The organism is Streptomyces sp. NPDC093018 (genome assembly GCF_040684035.1).
Classification (GTDB): Bacteria; Actinomycetota; Actinomycetes; order Streptomycetales; family Streptomycetaceae; genus Streptomyces; species Streptomyces murinus.
The window spans coordinates 294,808-312,425 of sequence record NZ_JBFBFF010000008.1 but is presented as its reverse complement, the minus strand read 5'-3'; the positions used below and the strand labels follow the sequence as shown (position 1 = coordinate 312,425).

The 17,618-nt window shown below is 66.9% G+C and carries 12 protein-coding genes; 11 read left to right on the top strand and 1 reads right to left on the bottom strand.

What is annotated here, in order from left to right; all coding sequences use genetic code 11:
* The first annotated feature begins 11 nt into the window (after window positions 1-11).
* The 8 genes from rpoB (at window position 12) to tuf (ending at window position 13,064) form a co-directional block, all read left to right on the top strand.
* Window positions 12-3,497 carry a DNA-directed RNA polymerase subunit beta gene (gene rpoB, locus AB0N90_RS20700; protein ID WP_037657535.1) on the top strand — a complete coding sequence of 1,162 codons (3,486 nt, stop codon included), beginning with the start codon at window positions 12-14 and terminating at the stop codon, window positions 3,495-3,497.
* 98 nt (window positions 3,498-3,595) lie between these two features.
* Window positions 3,596-7,495, top strand: coding sequence for a DNA-directed RNA polymerase subunit beta' (locus AB0N90_RS20695; protein WP_361676667.1), 3,900 nt, complete (start codon window positions 3,596-3,598; stop codon window positions 7,493-7,495).
* Window positions 7,496-7,652: 157 nt separating this feature from the next.
* Window positions 7,653-7,988: a hypothetical protein gene (locus AB0N90_RS20690; protein WP_365198510.1), complete on the top strand. Its 336-nt coding sequence runs from the start codon at window positions 7,653-7,655 to the stop codon at window positions 7,986-7,988.
* A gap of 143 nt (window positions 7,989-8,131) precedes the next feature.
* Window positions 8,132-8,329 carry a hypothetical protein gene (locus AB0N90_RS20685; protein WP_365198509.1) on the top strand — a complete coding sequence of 66 codons (198 nt, stop codon included), beginning with the start codon at window positions 8,132-8,134 and terminating at the stop codon, window positions 8,327-8,329.
* 376 nt (window positions 8,330-8,705) lie between these two features.
* Window positions 8,706-9,077, top strand: a complete 372-nt coding sequence (rpsL, locus tag AB0N90_RS20680) for a 30S ribosomal protein S12 (protein WP_003948652.1) — start codon at window positions 8,706-8,708, stop codon at window positions 9,075-9,077.
* Between the two features lie 2 nt (window positions 9,078-9,079).
* A complete protein-coding gene (rpsG, locus tag AB0N90_RS20675) occupies window positions 9,080-9,550 on the top strand; it encodes a 30S ribosomal protein S7 (RefSeq protein WP_003992340.1) in 471 nt (156 codons plus the stop codon).
* A gap of 39 nt (window positions 9,551-9,589) precedes the next feature.
* The gene (gene fusA / locus AB0N90_RS20670; protein ID WP_037657540.1) at window positions 9,590-11,716 is read left to right on the top strand and encodes an elongation factor G; all 2,127 of its coding nucleotides are present in this window, start codon (window positions 9,590-9,592) and stop codon (window positions 11,714-11,716) included.
* Between the two features lie 154 nt (window positions 11,717-11,870).
* Window positions 11,871-13,064, top strand: coding sequence for an elongation factor Tu (gene tuf, locus AB0N90_RS20665; RefSeq protein WP_037657541.1), 1,194 nt, complete (start codon window positions 11,871-11,873; stop codon window positions 13,062-13,064).
* Here tuf and AB0N90_RS20660 read toward each other — a convergent pair.
* Window positions 13,057-14,019 (bottom strand): YrhB domain-containing protein, encoded by a 963-nt coding sequence (locus tag AB0N90_RS20660; protein WP_365198506.1) that lies wholly within the window; start codon window positions 14,017-14,019, stop codon window positions 13,057-13,059. The genes tuf and AB0N90_RS20660 overlap by 8 nt on opposite strands.
* Window positions 14,020-14,049: 30 nt before the next feature.
* On the opposite strand from AB0N90_RS20660, the gene AB0N90_RS20655 reads away from it, so the two are divergent.
* From AB0N90_RS20655 to AB0N90_RS20645, 3 genes are all read left to right on the top strand, one after another.
* The gene (locus tag AB0N90_RS20655) at window positions 14,050-14,694 is read left to right on the top strand and encodes a serine/arginine repetitive matrix protein 2 (RefSeq protein ID WP_365198504.1); all 645 of its coding nucleotides are present in this window, start codon (window positions 14,050-14,052) and stop codon (window positions 14,692-14,694) included.
* A gap of 197 nt (window positions 14,695-14,891) precedes the next feature.
* The gene (locus tag AB0N90_RS20650; RefSeq protein WP_365198503.1) at window positions 14,892-15,332 is read left to right on the top strand and encodes a hypothetical protein; all 441 of its coding nucleotides are present in this window, start codon (window positions 14,892-14,894) and stop codon (window positions 15,330-15,332) included.
* Window positions 15,333-15,346: 14 nt separating this feature from the next.
* Window positions 15,347-17,617 carry a hypothetical protein gene (locus AB0N90_RS20645; RefSeq protein ID WP_365198500.1) on the top strand — a complete coding sequence of 757 codons (2,271 nt, stop codon included), beginning with the start codon at window positions 15,347-15,349 and terminating at the stop codon, window positions 17,615-17,617.
* Window position 17,618: the final 1 nt, after the last annotated feature.

The window sequence follows — 17,618 nt, the reverse complement described above, 5'->3', positions numbered from 1 at the left end:
AGGACCCCCTCTTGGCCGCCTCGCGCAACGCCTCGACCGCGAATACGAACAACGGCGCAAGCACCGCCCCGCTGCGCATTTCCTTTGCAAAGATCAAGGAGCCTCTCGAGGTTCCGAACCTGCTCGCGCTGCAGACCGAGAGCTTTGACTGGCTGCTCGGCAACACCGCTTGGCAGAGTCGGGTCGAGGAGGCTCTGGAGAACGGTCAGGACGTCCCCACCAAGTCCGGTCTGGAGGAGATCTTCGAGGAGATCTCCCCGATCGAGGACTTCTCCGGGTCGATGTCCCTGACGTTCCGGGACCACCGCTTCGAGCCGCCGAAGAACTCCATCGACGAGTGCAAGGACCGCGACTTCACGTACGCCGCCCCGCTCTTCGTCACCGCCGAGTTCACCAACAACGAGACCGGTGAGATCAAGTCCCAGACGGTCTTCATGGGCGACTTCCCGCTCATGACGAACAAGGGCACCTTCGTCATCAACGGCACCGAGCGTGTCGTGGTGTCCCAGCTGGTCCGTTCCCCCGGTGTCTACTTCGACTCCTCCATCGACAAGACGTCCGACAAGGACATCTTCTCCGCCAAGATCATCCCGTCCCGGGGTGCCTGGCTGGAGATGGAGATCGACAAGCGCGACATGGTCGGTGTGCGTATCGACCGCAAGCGCAAGCAGTCGGTCACCGTTCTTCTGAAGGCGCTCGGTTGGACCACCGAGCAGATCCTCGAAGAGTTCGGCGACTACGAGTCCATGCGCGCCACCCTGGAGAAGGACCACACCCAGGGCCAGGACGACGCGCTGCTCGACATCTACCGCAAGCTGCGTCCGGGCGAGCCCCCCACGCGTGAGGCCGCGCAGACGCTTCTCGAGAACCTGTACTTCAACCCGAAGCGCTACGACCTCGCGAAGGTCGGCCGCTACAAGGTCAACAAGAAGCTGGGCGCCGACGCCCCGCTGGACGCGGGCATCCTGACCGTCGAGGACATCATCTCGACGATCAAGTACCTGGTGCAGCTGCACGCCGGTGAGACCGAGACGACGGGTGACAACGGCGGCACGATCGTCGTCGAGACCGACGACATCGACCACTTCGGCAACCGTCGTCTGCGCAGCGTCGGCGAGCTCATCCAGAACCAGGTCCGTACGGGTCTGGCTCGTATGGAGCGCGTCGTGCGCGAGCGCATGACCACCCAGGACGTCGAGGCGATCACGCCGCAGACCCTGATCAACATCCGGCCGGTCGTCGCCTCCATCAAGGAGTTCTTCGGCACCAGCCAGCTGTCGCAGTTCATGGACCAGAACAACCCGCTGTCGGGTCTCACCCACAAGCGCCGTCTGTCGGCTCTTGGCCCGGGTGGTCTCTCCCGTGAGCGGGCCGGCTTCGAGGTCCGTGACGTGCACCCCTCGCACTACGGCCGCATGTGCCCGATCGAGACGCCCGAAGGCCCGAACATCGGTCTGATCGGCTCGCTCGCCTCCTACGGCCGGGTCAACGCGTTCGGTTTCGTCGAGACCCCGTACCGCAAGGTCATCGACGGCCAGGTCACCGACGAGGTCGACTACCTGACCGCCGACGAGGAGGACCGCTTCGTCATCGCGCAGGCCAACGCCCCGCTGACGGACGAGCTCCGCTTCGCCGAGGCCCGCGTGCTGGTCCGCCGCCGCGGCGGCGAGGTCGACTACGTCGGTGGCGAGGACGTGGACTACATGGACGTCTCGCCGCGCCAGATGGTGTCGGTCGCGACCGCCATGATCCCCTTCCTGGAGCACGACGACGCCAACCGTGCCCTCATGGGCGCGAACATGATGCGCCAGGCCGTGCCCCTGATCAAGTCCGAGGCCCCGCTCGTCGGCACCGGCATGGAGTACCGCTCCGCCGTCGACGCCGGCGACGTCGTCAAGGCCGAGAAGGCGGGTGTGGTCCAGGAGGTCTCCGCGGACTACGTCACCACGGCGAACGACGACGGCACGTACATCACGTACCGCCTGCACAAGTTCTCCCGCTCCAACCAGGGCACCTCGGTCAACCAGAAGGTCATCGTCAACGAGGGTGACCGGATCATCGAGGGCCAGGTCCTCGCCGACGGTCCGGCCACCGAGAACGGTGAGATGGCCCTGGGCAAGAACCTGCTCGTGGCGTTCATGCCGTGGGAGGGTCACAACTACGAGGACGCGATCATCCTGTCGCAGCGCCTCGTGCAGGACGACGTCCTCTCCTCGATCCACATCGAGGAGCACGAGGTCGACGCCCGTGACACCAAGCTCGGCCCCGAGGAGATCACCCGGGACATCCCGAACGTCTCCGAGGAGGTCCTCGCCGACCTCGACGAGCGCGGCATCATCCGTATCGGTGCCGAGGTCATCGCCGGCGACATCCTCGTCGGCAAGGTCACGCCCAAGGGTGAGACCGAGCTGACCCCCGAGGAGCGCCTGCTGCGCGCCATCTTCGGTGAGAAGGCCCGTGAGGTCCGCGACACCTCGCTGAAGGTGCCGCACGGCGAGACCGGCAAGGTCATCGGCGTGCGCGTCTTCGACCGCGAGGAGGGCGACGAGCTGCCGCCGGGCGTGAACCAGCTGGTCCGCGTCTACGTCGCGCAGAAGCGCAAGATCACCGACGGTGACAAGCTCGCCGGCCGACACGGCAACAAGGGTGTCATCTCCAAGATCAACCCGATCGAGGACATGCCGTTCCTGGAGGACGGCACCCCGGTCGACATCATCCTCAACCCGCTGGGTGTGCCGTCCCGAATGAACCCGGGACAGGTCCTGGAGATCCACCTCGGCTGGCTCGCCAGCCGCGGCTGGGACGTCTCCGGCCTCGCGGAGGAGTGGGCCGAGCGCCTTCAGGCCATCGGCGCCGACCAGGTCGCCCCCGGCACCAACGTCGCCACCCCGGTGTTCGACGGTGCCCGCGAGGACGAGCTGGCGGGTCTGCTGCAGCACACCATCCCGAACCGCGACGGCGAGCGCATGGTGCTCCCGACCGGTAAGGCGCGGCTGTTCGACGGCCGTAGCGGTGAGCCGTTCCCGGACCCGATCTCGGTCGGCTACATGTACATCCTGAAGCTGCACCACCTGGTCGACGACAAGCTGCACGCGCGTTCGACCGGTCCGTACTCGATGATCACCCAGCAGCCGCTGGGTGGTAAGGCGCAGTTCGGTGGCCAGCGCTTCGGCGAGATGGAGGTGTGGGCCCTTGAGGCCTATGGCGCCGCGTACGCCCTCCAGGAGCTGCTCACCATCAAGTCCGACGACGTCACCGGCCGCGTGAAGGTGTACGAGGCCATCGTCAAGGGCGAGAACATCCCCGAGCCCGGCATCCCCGAGTCCTTCAAGGTGCTCATCAAGGAGATGCAGTCGCTCTGCCTGAACGTGGAGGTGCTGTCCAGCGACGGTATGTCCATCGAGATGCGTGACACCGACGAGGATGTCTTCCGCGCTGCGGAGGAGCTCGGCATCGACCTGTCCCGGCGCGAGCCGAGCAGCGTCGAAGAGGTCTGACGGGAGTCCGGCGGGGCCCTCACCCACAGGGCCCCGCCGACCCCCAGGCCCCCGTTTCAGACCACAGACGTAACGACCCTGAGAGGGATTGACGCATAGTGCTCGACGTCAACTTCTTCGACGAGCTCCGGATCGGCCTGGCCACCGCTGACGACATTCGTCAGTGGAGCCACGGTGAGGTCAAGAAGCCCGAGACGATCAACTACCGCACCCTGAAGCCCGAAAAGGACGGACTCTTCTGCGAGAAGATCTTCGGTCCTACCCGGGACTGGGAGTGCTACTGCGGCAAGTACAAGCGTGTCCGCTTCAAGGGCATCATCTGCGAGCGCTGTGGCGTCGAGGTCACGCGCGCCAAGGTGCGCCGTGAGCGGATGGGCCACATCGAGCTCGCCGCTCCCGTCACCCACATCTGGTACTTCAAGGGCGTCCCGTCCCGCCTGGGCTACCTGCTGGACCTCGCCCCGAAGGACCTGGAGAAGGTCATCTACTTCGCGGCGTACATGATCACGTACGTCGACGAGGAGCGCCGCACCCGCGACCTGCCCTCCCTGGAGGCGCACGTCTCGGTCGAGCGTCAGCACATCGAGAACCGCCGCGACTCCGACCTGGAGGCCCGCGCCAAGAAGCTCGAGACCGACCTGGCCGAGCTGGAGGCCGAGGGCGCCAAGGCGGACGTGCGCCGCAAGGTGCGCGAGGGTGCCGAGCGCGAGATGAAGCAGCTGCGCGACCGTGCGCAGCGCGAGATCGACCGCCTCGACGAGGTGTGGAACCGCTTCAAGAACCTCAAGGTCCAGGACCTGGAGGGCGACGAGCTGCTCTACCGCGAGCTGCGTGACCGCTTCGGCACGTACTTCGACGGCTCGATGGGTGCCGCGGCGTTGCAGAAGCGCCTGGAGTCCTTCGACCTCGACGAAGAGGCCGAGAAGCTCCGCGAGATCATCCGCACCGGCAAGGGCCAGAAGAAGACCCGTGCCCTCAAGCGGCTGAAGGTCGTCTCCGCGTTCCTGCAGACCTCCAACAGCCCCAAGGGCATGGTCCTGGACTGCGTCCCGGTCATCCCGCCGGACCTGCGTCCGATGGTGCAGCTGGACGGTGGCCGCTTCGCGACCTCCGACCTGAACGACCTGTACCGCCGTGTCATCAACCGCAACAACCGCCTGAAGCGGCTTCTCGACCTCGGCGCGCCCGAGATCATCGTGAACAACGAGAAGCGCATGCTCCAGGAGGCGGTCGACGCCCTCTTCGACAACGGCCGTCGCGGTCGCCCGGTGACGGGCCCCGGCAACCGTCCGCTGAAGTCCCTCAGCGACATGCTGAAGGGCAAGCAGGGTCGATTCCGTCAGAACCTGCTCGGCAAGCGAGTCGACTACTCGGCGCGTTCCGTCATCGTCGTCGGCCCGCAGCTCAAGCTGCACCAGTGCGGTCTGCCCAAGGCGATGGCCCTTGAGCTGTTCAAGCCGTTCGTGATGAAGCGCCTGGTCGACCTGAACCACGCGCAGAACATCAAGTCGGCCAAGCGCATGGTCGAGCGCGGCCGCACCGTGGTGTACGACGTCCTCGAAGAGGTCATCGCCGAGCACCCGGTGCTGCTGAACCGTGCGCCCACCCTGCACCGCCTCGGCATCCAGGCCTTCGAGCCGCAGCTGGTCGAGGGCAAGGCCATCCAGATCCACCCGCTCGTCTGCACCGCGTTCAACGCGGACTTCGACGGTGACCAGATGGCCGTGCACCTGCCGCTGTCCGCGGAGGCGCAGGCCGAGGCCCGCATCCTGATGCTGTCCTCGAACAACATCCTCAAGCCGGCCGACGGCCGCCCGGTGACGATGCCGACCCAGGACATGGTCCTCGGTCTGTTCTTCCTCACCACCGACGGCGAGCTGCGTGACGTCAAGGGCGAGGGCCGCGCGTTCGGCTCCACGGCCGAGGCGACCATGGCGTTCGACGCCGGCGAGCTCTCGCTCCAGTCGCCGGTCGACATCCGCTTCCCGGTGGGCACCATCCCGCCGCGCGGCTGGACCCCGCCGGCCCGCGAGGAGGGCGAGCCCGAGTGGCAGCAGGGGGACTCGTTCCGTCTGCGCACCACCCTGGGCCGCGCGCTCTTCAACGAGCTGCTGCCCGAGGACTACCCGTTCGTCGACTACTCGGTGGGCAAGAAGCAGCTCGGCGAGATCGTCAACGACCTGGCGGAGCGCTACCCCAAGGTGATCGTGGCGGCGACGCTCGACAACCTGAAGGCGGCGGGCTTCTACTGGGGTACCCGCTCGGGTGTCACCGTGGCCATCTCCGACGTCGTCGTGCCCGAGGCCAAGAAGGCCATCGTCGCGGGCTACGAGGCCCAGGACGAGAAGGTCCAGAAGCAGTACGAGCGCGGTCTGATCACCAAGGAAGAGCGCACTCAGGAGCTCATCGCGATCTGGACCAAGGCGACCAACGAGGTCGCCGAGGCGATGAACGAGAACTTCCCCAAGACCAACCCCATCTTCATGATGGTTGACTCGGGTGCCCGAGGAAACATGATGCAGATGCGGCAGATCGCCGGTATGCGTGGTCTGGTGTCGAACGCGAAGAACGAGACCATCCCGCGTCCGATCAAGGCCTCGTTCCGTGAGGGCCTGTCCGTGCTGGAGTACTTCATCTCCACCCACGGTGCCCGTAAGGGTCTGGCGGACACCGCTCTGCGTACCGCCGACTCGGGTTACCTCACCCGTCGTCTGGTCGACGTCTCCCAGGACGTCATCATCCGCGAGGAGGACTGCGGCACCGAGCGCGGCCTCAAGCTGGCGATCGCCGAGCGTGGCGAGGACGGTGTCCTGCGCAAGACGGGCAACGTCGAGACGTCCGTGTACGCGCGCTGCCTCGCCGAGGACATCGTGGTCGACGGCAAGGTGCTGGCCCCGGCCGGTACCGACCTCGGCGACGTGCTCATCGACGAGCTGGTCAAGCACAGTGTGGAGACGGTCAAGACCCGCTCGGTCCTGACCTGTGAGTCCGCCGTCGGCACCTGCGCGATGTGCTACGGCCGTTCGCTGGCCACCGGCAAGCTGGTCGACATCGGTGAGGCGGTCGGCATCATCGCCGCCCAGTCCATCGGTGAGCCCGGTACCCAGCTGACGATGCGTACCTTCCACACCGGTGGTGTGGCCGGTGACGACATCACCCAGGGTCTGCCGCGTGTCGTCGAGCTCTTCGAGGCCCGTACCCCGAAGGGTGTCGCCCCGATCTCCGAGGCCTCCGGCCGGGTGCGGATCGAGGAGACCGAGAAGACGAAGAAGCTCGTCGTCACCCCGGACGACGGCAGCGACGAGACGGCGTTCCCGATCTCGAAGCGTGCCAAGGTCCTGGTCCGCGAGGGCGAGCACGTCGAGGTGGGCCAGCAGCTCACCGTGGGTGCCACCAACCCGCACGACGTGCTGCGCATCCTGGGTCAGCGTGCCGTCCAGGTCCACCTGGTCGGCGAGGTCCAGAAGGTCTACAACTCGCAGGGTGTGTCGATCCACGACAAGCACATCGAGATCATCATCCGGCAGATGCTGCGCCGTGTGACGATCATCGAGTCGGGCGACGCGGAGCTGCTGCCCGGCGAGCTGGTCGAGCGTTCGAAGTTCGAGACCGAGAACCGTCGTGTGGTCCAGGAGGGCGGTCACCCCGCCTCCGGTCGTCCGCAGCTGATGGGTATCACCAAGGCCTCGCTGGCGACGGAGTCCTGGCTGTCGGCCGCCTCCTTCCAGGAGACGACCCGAGTCCTGACGGATGCGGCGATCAACGCCAAGTCCGACAGCCTCATCGGCCTCAAGGAGAACGTCATCATCGGTAAGCTCATCCCGGCCGGTACGGGTCTGTCCCGCTACCGCAACATCCGGGTCGAGCCGACCGAAGAGGCCAAGGCCGCGATGTACTCGGCCGTCGGCTACGACGACATCGACTACTCGCCCTTCGGCACGGGCTCCGGCCAGGCCGTTCCGCTGGAGGACTACGACTACGGTCCGTACAACCAGTAAGCGAGCAGTCTGAAGGGCGGCCACTCCCCTCGGGGGGTGGCCGCCCTTCGGCGTTTTCGGGCACCCCTTTTTTTCCGTGAATGACCAAAGCACATCAGGTTTGCTGTACGGTCAGGCCTTGAAGGAGGGCTCGGGGAACTGCGTGAGATATCGCCTCATGCGCGCTCTGAAGAATCACGGCGCCGAGGGGGCGGCGGTATTTCTCCGCGAGGAGTATGCGAGCGGGGTCAACAATCGGATGTATTTCGCCGTGCGCCTCGGGGAGAGGGTGTCGCAGGCGGAATTCCATGAGTACATGCCGGAGACGCCAGGCCCCGCCGGCACGGTCGTGCCGGCCGTCTACGACGCCAGGAACCCGAAGCTTGCCCGGACGGGGCTCCGCGAGGGCCTCGACTTCGACAGGGAGCGACCGGTCGTTCTGCTGGTCGGAGGCGCGGGCGTGGGGCTGCTCGCGGTAGGGCTGCTGCTGTGCGTGCTCACCGCCGCGGTATGAGCGGCACGGGCGGTGTCGGGGCGCGCGAATTCCCCGAAGGGCGATGTTCGCGGTTTATCGGCGCCTAGGGATTCTGGGGAGTTCTGCTATTTTCCAGTTAATTCTTTATTGTGATCACTCGGCGTGAGAATCGGGGGAGATAAATGGTCGACATCTTGTTCTGGGTTATCGGGAGTTGTTTCTTTCTCGCGGGGCTTTTCTTTCTCTTCGGCGCCTTCCTGATGTTCCTCGGGTGGTGTCAGGACAAGAAGCAGGTGCCATTCATGAAATTCCTGGCGTGGGCCGGGGCGGGGGTCGGGTCGGAGGTGCTGATGCTGGTCTTCTACACGTGCAAGCCGTAGCGGGTGATCTTCGAGGCGGCTCGCGCCGAGCCGCCGGCTGGGTCACTCTGGAGTGGGGTGCCCAGGCCCGCTCTCCGGCCGTCCCGCCCGACATGCGCCACCCCCTAGCCTGTGATATGAGACCCACACCCCGCCCCCGAGGCCTTTCTGTTTTGACCGGAGTCTGTCGCCTAGGTACGCTCAGACCTTGTGCCTGGGGTGTGCCCTGGCTGCTGTGCGTGCCTTGAAACCGTACGGCGAGCCACAACCGGCCACCGTAATTCGCGCCCTTCTCGCCTTGCGGCGGAAGTCTGGCGGATTCGACACACCCGACCGCGTGGGTCGGAGGCGTTCCAGGTTAGCTTTACCTATTCGGCACACAGAAACCGGAGAAGTAGTGCCTACGATCCAGCAGCTGGTCCGTAAGGGCCGGCAGGACAAGGTCGAGAAGAACAAGACGCCCGCACTCGAGGGTTCGCCCCAGCGTCGTGGCGTCTGCACGCGTGTGTTCACGACCACCCCGAAGAAGCCGAACTCGGCCCTGCGTAAGGTCGCGCGTGTGCGTCTGACCAGCGGCATCGAGGTCACCGCTTACATTCCGGGTGAGGGACACAACCTGCAGGAGCACTCCATCGTGCTCGTGCGCGGCGGCCGTGTGAAGGACCTGCCGGGTGTTCGCTACAAGATCATCCGCGGCTCCCTCGACACCCAGGGTGTCAAGAACCGCAAGCAGGCCCGCAGCCGCTACGGCGCCAAGAAGGAGAAGTAAGAATGCCTCGTAAGGGCCCCGCCCCGAAGCGCCCGGTCATCATCGACCCGGTGTACGGCTCTCCTCTGGTGACCTCCCTCATCAACAAGGTGCTGCTGAACGGCAAGCGCTCCACCGCCGAGCGCATCGTGTACGGCGCCATGGAGGGTCTGCGTGAGAAGACGGGCAACGACCCGATCATCACGCTGAAGCGCGCGCTTGAGAACATCAAGCCCACCCTTGAGGTCAAGTCCCGCCGTGTCGGTGGTGCGACGTACCAGGTTCCGATCGAGGTCAAGCCCGGTCGTGCCAACACGCTCGCGCTGCGCTGGCTCGTCGGCTACTCCCGCGCCCGTCGCGAGAAGACCATGACCGAGCGCCTGCTCAACGAGCTTCTCGACGCGTCCAACGGCCTCGGCGCCGCTGTGAAGAAGCGCGAGGACACCCACAAGATGGCCGAGTCCAACAAGGCCTTCGCGCACTACCGCTGGTAGTCGCTACCCACATCGAGACCGAGAGAAGACTGAAGCCTTATGGCTACCACTTCACTTGACCTGGCCAAGGTCCGCAACATCGGGATCATGGCCCACATCGACGCGGGCAAGACGACCACCACCGAGCGGATCCTGTTCTACACCGGTGTGTCCTACAAGATCGGTGAGGTCCACGACGGCGCTGCCACCATGGACTGGATGGAGCAGGAGCAGGAGCGTGGCATCACGATCACCTCTGCTGCCACCACCTGTCACTGGCCGCTGGAAGACGTCGACCACACGATCAACATCATCGACACCCCGGGCCACGTCGACTTCACCGTCGAGGTGGAGCGCTCCCTGCGCGTGCTCGACGGTGCCGTGACGGTGTTCGACGGCGTCGCCGGCGTTGAGCCCCAGTCCGAGACGGTGTGGCGTCAGGCGGACCGCTACGGCGTTCCGCGTATCTGCTTCGTCAACAAGCTCGACCGCACCGGTGCCGAGTTCCACCGCTGTGTCGACATGATCGTCGACCGCCTGGGCGCTCAGCCGCTGGTCATGCAGCTGCCGATCGGTGCCGAGGCGGACTTCAAGGGCGTCGTCGACCTGGTGACGATGAAGGCCTTCGTGTGGTCCGCCGAGGCCACCAAGGGCGAGATGTACGACGTCGTCGACATCCCGGACACGCACACCGAGGCTGCCGAGGAGTACCGCGGCAAGCTGCTGGAGGCCGTGGCCGAGAACGACGAAGAGATCATGGAGCTGTACCTGGAGGGCGAAGAGCCTTCCGTGGAGCAGCTGTACGCCGCGATCCGTCGTATCACCATCGCGTCCGGCAAGAGCGAGGGCACCACGGTCACCCCGGTGTTCTGTGGCACCGCGTTCAAGAACAAGGGCGTCCAGCCCCTGCTCGACGCGGTCGTGCGCTACCTGCCCTCGCCGGTCGACATCGAGGCCATCGAGGGCCACGACGTCAAGGACCCCGAGGTCGTCGTCAAGCGCAAGCCGTCCGACGACGAGCCGCTGTCCGCGCTGGCGTTCAAGATCATGAGCGACCCGCACCTCGGCAAGCTCACCTTCGTCCGGGTTTACTCGGGCCGCCTGGAGTCCGGCTCTTCGGTGCTGAACTCCGTCAAGGGCAAGAAGGAGCGCATCGGCAAGATCTACCGCATGCACGCGAACAAGCGTGAGGAGATCGAGTCGGTGGGCGCCGGTGACATCGTCGCCGTCATGGGCCTGAAGCAGACCACCACCGGTGAGACGCTGTCCGACGACAAGAACCCGGTCATCCTGGAGTCCATGGACTTCCCGGCGCCGGTCATCCAGGTCGCCATCGAGCCCAAGTCGAAGGGCGACCAGGAGAAGCTCGGCGTCGCGATCCAGCGCCTGGCCGAGGAGGACCCGTCCTTCCAGGTCCACTCGGACGAGGAGACCGGCCAGACCATCATCGGTGGTATGGGCGAGCTGCACCTTGAGGTGCTGGTCGACCGTATGCGCCGTGAGTTCAAGGTCGAGGCCAACGTCGGCAAGCCGCAGGTGGCGTACCGCGAGACGATCCGCAAGGCCGTCGAGCGCGTCGACTACACCCACAAGAAGCAGACCGGTGGTACCGGTCAGTTCGCGAAGGTGCAGATCGGCATCGAGCCGCTCGAGGGTGGCGACACCTCGTACGAGTTCGTGAACAAGGTCACCGGTGGCCGTATCCCGAAGGAGTACATCCCTTCGGTGGACGCCGGTGCGCAGGAGGCCATGCAGTTCGGCATCCTGGCCGGCTACGAGATGACCGGTGTCCGTGTCATCCTCCACGACGGTGCCTACCACGAGGTCGACTCCTCCGAGCTCGCCTTCAAGATCGCCGGCTCGCAGGCCTTCAAGGAGGCCGCGCGCAAGGCTTCGCCCGTGCTCCTTGAGCCGATGATGGCCGTCGAGGTCACCACGCCCGAGGACTACATGGGTGAGGTCATCGGCGACATCAACTCCCGCCGTGGCCAGATCCAGGCCATGGAGGAGCGGGCTGGCGCCCGCGTCGTGAAGGGCCTCGTGCCCCTCTCGGAGATGTTCGGCTACGTCGGCGACCTCCGCAGCAAGACGTCGGGTCGCGCAAGCTACTCGATGCAGTTCGACTCCTACGCCGAGGTTCCGCGGAACGTCGCCGAGGAGATCATCGCGAAGGCCAAGGGCGAGTAACGCACCGCGTTCACACGCTTTAGGCTTGACTCCGGAGCCTCAAGGGGCATTCAGCCGAATACAGGATGAATGCCCCGGGTTCCGGGCTATCCAGCAAAGATCACCTGGCGCCGATGAAGTAAGGCGTACAGAACCACTCCACAGGAGGACCCCAGTGGCGAAGGCGAAGTTCGAGCGGACTAAGCCGCACGTCAACATCGGCACCATCGGTCACATCGACCACGGTAAGACGACCCTCACGGCCGCCATTACCAAGGTGCTGCACGACGCGTACCCGGAGCTGAACGAGGCCACCCCGTTCGACAACATCGACAAGGCGCCCGAGGAGCGCCAGCGCGGTATCACCATCTCCATCGCGCACGTCGAGTACCAGACCGAGGCGCGTCACTACGCCCACGTCGACTGCCCGGGTCACGCGGACTACATCAAGAACATGATCACCGGTGCCGCGCAGATGGACGGCGCGATCCTGGTGGTCGCCGCCACCGACGGCCCGATGCCGCAGACCAAGGAGCACGTGCTCCTGGCCCGCCAGGTCGGCGTTCCGTACATCGTCGTCGCCCTGAACAAGGCCGACATGGTGGACGACGAGGAGATCATGGAGCTCGTCGAGCTCGAGGTCCGTGAGCTTCTCTCGGAGTACGAGTTCCCGGGCGACGACCTGCCGGTCGTCCGTGTCTCCGCGCTGAAGGCCCTTGAGGGCGACGCGCAGTGGACGCAGTCCGTCCTGGACCTCATGAACGCCGTCGACACCGCGATTCCGGAGCCGGAGCGCGACGTCGACAAGCCGTTCCTGATGCCGATCGAGGACGTCTTCACGATCACCGGTCGCGGTACGGTCGTCACCGGCCGTATCGAGCGTGGTGTCCTGAAGGTCAACGAGACCGTCGACATCATCGGCATCAAGACCGAGAAGACCACCACCACGGTCACCGGTATCGAGATGTTCCGCAAGCTGCTCGACGAGGGCCAGGCCGGTGAGAACGTCGGTCTGCTGCTCCGCGGCATCAAGCGCGAGGACGTCGAGCGCGGCCAGGTCATCATCAAGCCGGGTTCGGTCACCCCGCACACCGAGTTCGAGGCGCAGGCGTACATCCTGTCCAAGGACGAGGGCGGCCGCCACACGCCGTTCTTCAACAACTACCGTCCGCAGTTCTACTTCCGTACGACGGACGTGACGGGCGTTGTGACCCTCCCCGAGGGCACCGAGATGGTCATGCCGGGCGACAACACCGAGATGACTGTCTCGCTGATCCAGCCCGTCGCCATGGAGGAGGGCCTGAAGTTCGCCATCCGTGAGGGTGGTCGCACCGTGGGCGCCGGCCAGGTCACCAAGATCGTCAAGTAAGTTCCGCTTGCTTGAAGGTCACTGATTGACCTTTGGAGAGGCCCGTACGACTTCGGTCGTACGGGCCTCTTCGTCGTACCGGTCGCACATAGAGCAGGTTGCCGCTGACCTCCTGGTCGCGGAGCCTGCGGCGCACCCGGACGACGCCCCGGGTGCCGGGCCCCGGTGTCTCGACGGCTCGCACCACGTCGTCCCAGTCCCGCACCGCGACCGGCTCGAACCGCGGGAAGTAGCGCCGCCCGAGCCGCTCCCACCAGCCGGGGGCCTCGTGGAAGGGGCGCCAGGGCAGGGCGGTCACCGGGATGCCGTCGATCCCGCAGTGCACGGCGACGAGGCAGCCGCGGGCGTGCAGTTGCTCTCCGGCCGCGCGTCCGGCCGCCGTGCCGGGCGCGTCCAGGTCGGCGAGCGGGTCGCTGGGGGAGGGGTGGAAGGGGGTGCCGCCGTCCTTCGGCACCACGACGGAGGCCGCGAGCATGGGCTCCGCGGGGAATCCGGGCTGGGGGACCGCCCGGCAGGCCGGCAGCCAGGCGGTGCCCGTCTCGTACACCGGTTCCCGGTTCGGCGGCACGGCCGGCTCCACCAGGCCGCCGTAGACGTCCCGCAGCCAGGCCGCGGCGCGCACCCAGGGATCGTCGGCCCGCGGCCCCTGTGCCGCCCGCATCGCCAGATACCGCTCCGCCGGCAGGTGCGTGGGCGACCAGTGGGCCCCCGTACCGTCGTGCGGCACGACGACGAGGGCGCTGAACGGGGCCTGCGCCGGGTCCCCGGTGTCCAGATGCTCCCGGAAGTCGAAGCGGACCGTCCAGGCGTACGGGTACCACATGGCCGTCTCCGGCAGCAGCACGACGGACTCGGCACGCTCCGGACACACCGTCGTGCGCAGCCACCGCCCGGCCGCCGCCACGGCTTCCTCCCGGCTCCCCAGCCGGCCCCCTCCGCTCAACTCACCGGACATCCCATGATGGTTCCTCTACGATGCGGCGTCATGTCCATACCCAATACCTGGGGCACACCGTACGGCGGCCACGGTGCCCCGCCGCCCCCCGCGAAGGATCTGCGGCCCCGGCGTATCTGGTACGTCGTGGCGGCACTGCTCGGCCTCGTCCTGGTCGGCGCCGGTATCGCGTTCGGCGTGCTGGCGGTCAAGGACACGGTGCACCTGGTCGACACGGCACACACGTTCACCGGCGGCGAGCAGCGCACGTTCGGCTTCACCCAGGGCAGGACCCGGTCGATCTACGTCTCCCAGTCCGCGCCGGGCCACGTCGACTGCCGCGTGCCGCGGGCGCTCGCCGACTCCGTGACCCAGCCGTCCGGCACCTTCCGCGTCACCCTCGGCGCCCGCTCCTGGGAACGGGTCTTCGAGTTCACCCCGAAGACCACCGGCGACTACCCCGTCGTCTGCACCTCGGACCTCCCGTCCGCCGCCTTCGCCCTCGGCGACAAGCCCCAGGTGCGGGGCATGGCCGTCGGCATGCTCGCGGCCGTCGGCTGCTTCCTCACGGCGGCACTCGCGGTCCCGGCCATCTGCATCGTGACCGCGATCCGCCGCGGTCGCCACCGCCGCCGGCTCATGGCCCCGCCGATGCCGCCGGTGTGGGGACCGCCGCCGATGGGCCCGCAGATCTAGCGCGCCTCTTCGCTCCGCACCTCGTCACGACCTGAACCCCCGCTCACCGAGCGGGGGTTTCCTTGTGCCGCCCCTGTGGAGTTCTCGTGAGCGTGGCTTCGGCTGTGACCCCGGGCACCGCCCAGCTTGGTAAGAGGATGGTAAGAAGTACGGGTTGGGGCGCAGCGCGTCTCGGGTCGCACACGGGGGTTCGGCGGATGGCATGGGACGAGTGGGAGCGGCTCAAATCGGAGGCGGCGGCGAAGAGTCCGACGCGGATGCGGCTCAACCAGGCCGCGCCCGTCGACGGCGGCCCCGACCTCGTCGTCCATGACGACGAACTCGGCAAGCTCGGCAACCTGGCGCACGATCTGCGCGAACGCCTGCACGTGGACGGCGACTTCGCCCGGCCGAGCACCTTCACCGCGTCCAACGACCTCTTCAACGACGGCCTGGACACGGGATCCGCGCTCCTGGAGGTGCACGACGCCTGGACCACCCAGCTCCAGACGCTGAACGAGGCATGCGCCCATATCTCCAACCACCTGGACTTCAGCCGTGCCCAGCACGCGAAGGACGACGCGCACGTGGTGACCGGCATGCACGACGCGGCCGGACACCTGATGACCGTCTCGCGCATCAGCGAGTACTTCGAGTAGGGGGCCGAAGACACATGGCGGCGGACACGCTGACCGTCCGGGAACTCACCGATCTGCGGCTGGGCACCCTGAAGACCGCGGTGGACGACTGGAAGACGATGAGCGGCAAGCTGGACAAGCTCGCCACCGGGGGCTCGGGGGAGGTCAGCGCGAAGGACCTGGAGCAGAAGGCGAACGCGGCGGACTGGAAGGGCGTCAACGCCACGGTCTCCCGCCGGTTCGTCACCCTGACCGCCGGGCAGTTCGCGGACGCCGCGTCCGAGGCCAGGAAGATCCTCGGTCTGCTCACCGATTGCCACGCCGACTTCACGAAGCACCAGAGCGATCTGAGCACCGCCGTCGAGGAACTGGCGAAGCGGAACATCTACGTCAACGACAGCGGGACCGTCAGCGCCGCCGTCCCCTCCGGCGCCGCCGCCGGGAACAGCAAGGACATCCACACCCCGAGCGACGAGGAACTCGACGCCGCCGCACGCCGGATCGGCCGGATCCTGTGGGAGGCGACCGAGACCGATCGCATCGTGGCACGGGCCCTGCGGCTTCTGGCGAAGAACAAGTACGACTTCACCGACAAGGGCGCCGGCTCGGTCGAGGCGGCCGACCGGGAGCAGGGCAGGGCCGACGCGGAGTACTGGAAGAAGAAGATCGCCAAGGGGCATGTCGCCGACTGGAGCGACGCCGAGCTCGCCCGCTTCAACACCGTGCTGGAGAACCAGCGCGACAACCCCGGCTTCACCGAGACCTTCGCCACCGGCCTCGGCGCCGACGGCACGCTCCAGTTCTGGCGCGATCTCGCCGCCCCGCCCGGCGGCGCGGTCGACGGCGACCGGGCGAAGACGCTGGCGCACGTCCAGGACAACCTGAGCATGTCCCTCGCCAACGCCTCCCACGGGAACAGCCTCGAGACGGAGCGCTGGAAGAAGGACCTGATCGCGGCCGGCACCAAGATCTTCCCGGTCGACCCCGCCCTGCCCATGGGGCCGAGCGGCTTTCAGGTCATGGGCGCCCTGATGCACAAGGGCAGGTTCGACACGGACTTCCTGGACGACTACGGCAAGGCACTGGTGACGTACGAGCGCGACTACCGCGGCGATCCCAGCATCGCCTGGCGGGACACCGCCGCCCTCGAATACCCGCCCACCGACCGCCCCAACGACCCGGTGCCGGGTCTCATGGACGCGCTCGGACACAACCCCGAGGCATCCCTGGACTTCTTCAACGAGTCCACGGGCAAGGGCGACGACAAGATGACCAACTTCGACTACCTGGCGGGCCACGAGAAGGGCGCCCGCGACTGGCCGAAGGGCGACGACGGCAAGCCGCTGGGGTACGGCAGCCTCGGCCACGCCCTTCAGTCCGCGACGCTCGGATATCCGTACGACGAACAGCCGCCGCACATCCCGGCGACGAAGACGCACGCGCAGATCCAGGCCCGCGAGGAGCGCCTCGACTTCCTCTCGGACGTCATGGACAACTACAGGTCCGCCGAGATCATCGACAAGCAGGACGGTGTGCGCGACAGCCTGGCGAAGATCGCGGCGGGCCATATCGACAGCCTCAACTACTCCATGGCCGACTGGGGCAACAGCGGCGAACTCGGCGACCGGGACGGCATGTTCAACGCCCGCGACCGCCATCTGAGGGACCTCGGCGAGGGTGACACGGTCAACTTCCTGCGCGCGCTCGGCTCGGACGAGGACTCCTACAACACCGTCTCCGCCGCCCAGCAGGTCTACGGCTCGAACCTGATGGCCGCACAGGGCGGCCACGGGGACGACGCGATCGACGCCGGTATCCACAGCGTCTCCATGCACGGCCTTCTCGACCAGGCCCGCACCGAGGCCATCGGGCACGAGTTCGCGGACAAGGAGGACGCGCGCAACAAGGAGCTCGAAAAGCAGGGCGCGTGGCGCGACTTCGTCGCGGGCGCGGCGATCGGCGCGGGCGTCGGCGTGGCCTCCGAGGTCCTGGTCCCGGCGGCGGGCGTCGCCGCCATCGCCGTACCGCTCGTCTACGAGACCGCCGGGTCGGCCGGTGAGACCGCCCTGGGCAACCAGACGATCGACTGGCTCAAGGACAACGAATACAACAACGACCAGGAATCGATCGACTCCATCCAGGACGCGAGGGAGCAAGGAGCAGGCAACGCGATGACCCCGCTGCTGAACTACGCGGAGCACGAACACATGAGCGCCCACGAGGTCCGTCAGCTGACGGAGCGGGCCCGCTCCGCGTACGACGCGGGCGGCAACGACAGCGACACCGACGACGCGCGGGGCTGGTAGG

Excerpts from the sequence above, each read along its gene's own strand:
- AB0N90_RS20655 (WP_365198504.1), top strand. The coding sequence starts at position 14,050 with ATGTCCATACCCAATACCTGGGGCACACCGTACGGCGGCCACGGTGCC.
- AB0N90_RS20660 (WP_365198506.1), bottom strand. The coding sequence starts at position 14,019 with ATGTCCGGTGAGTTGAGCGGAGGGGGCCGGCTGGGGAGCCGGGAGGAA.
- AB0N90_RS20690 (WP_365198510.1), top strand. The coding sequence starts at position 7,653 with ATGCGCGCTCTGAAGAATCACGGCGCCGAGGGGGCGGCGGTATTTCTC.
- AB0N90_RS20650 (WP_365198503.1), top strand. The coding sequence starts at position 14,892 with ATGGCATGGGACGAGTGGGAGCGGCTCAAATCGGAGGCGGCGGCGAAG.
- AB0N90_RS20645 (WP_365198500.1), top strand. The coding sequence starts at position 15,347 with ATGGCGGCGGACACGCTGACCGTCCGGGAACTCACCGATCTGCGGCTG.
- rpsG (WP_003992340.1), top strand. The coding sequence starts at position 9,080 with ATGCCTCGTAAGGGCCCCGCCCCGAAGCGCCCGGTCATCATCGACCCG.
- fusA (WP_037657540.1), top strand. The coding sequence starts at position 9,590 with ATGGCTACCACTTCACTTGACCTGGCCAAGGTCCGCAACATCGGGATC.
- AB0N90_RS20685 (WP_365198509.1), top strand. The coding sequence starts at position 8,132 with ATGGTCGACATCTTGTTCTGGGTTATCGGGAGTTGTTTCTTTCTCGCG.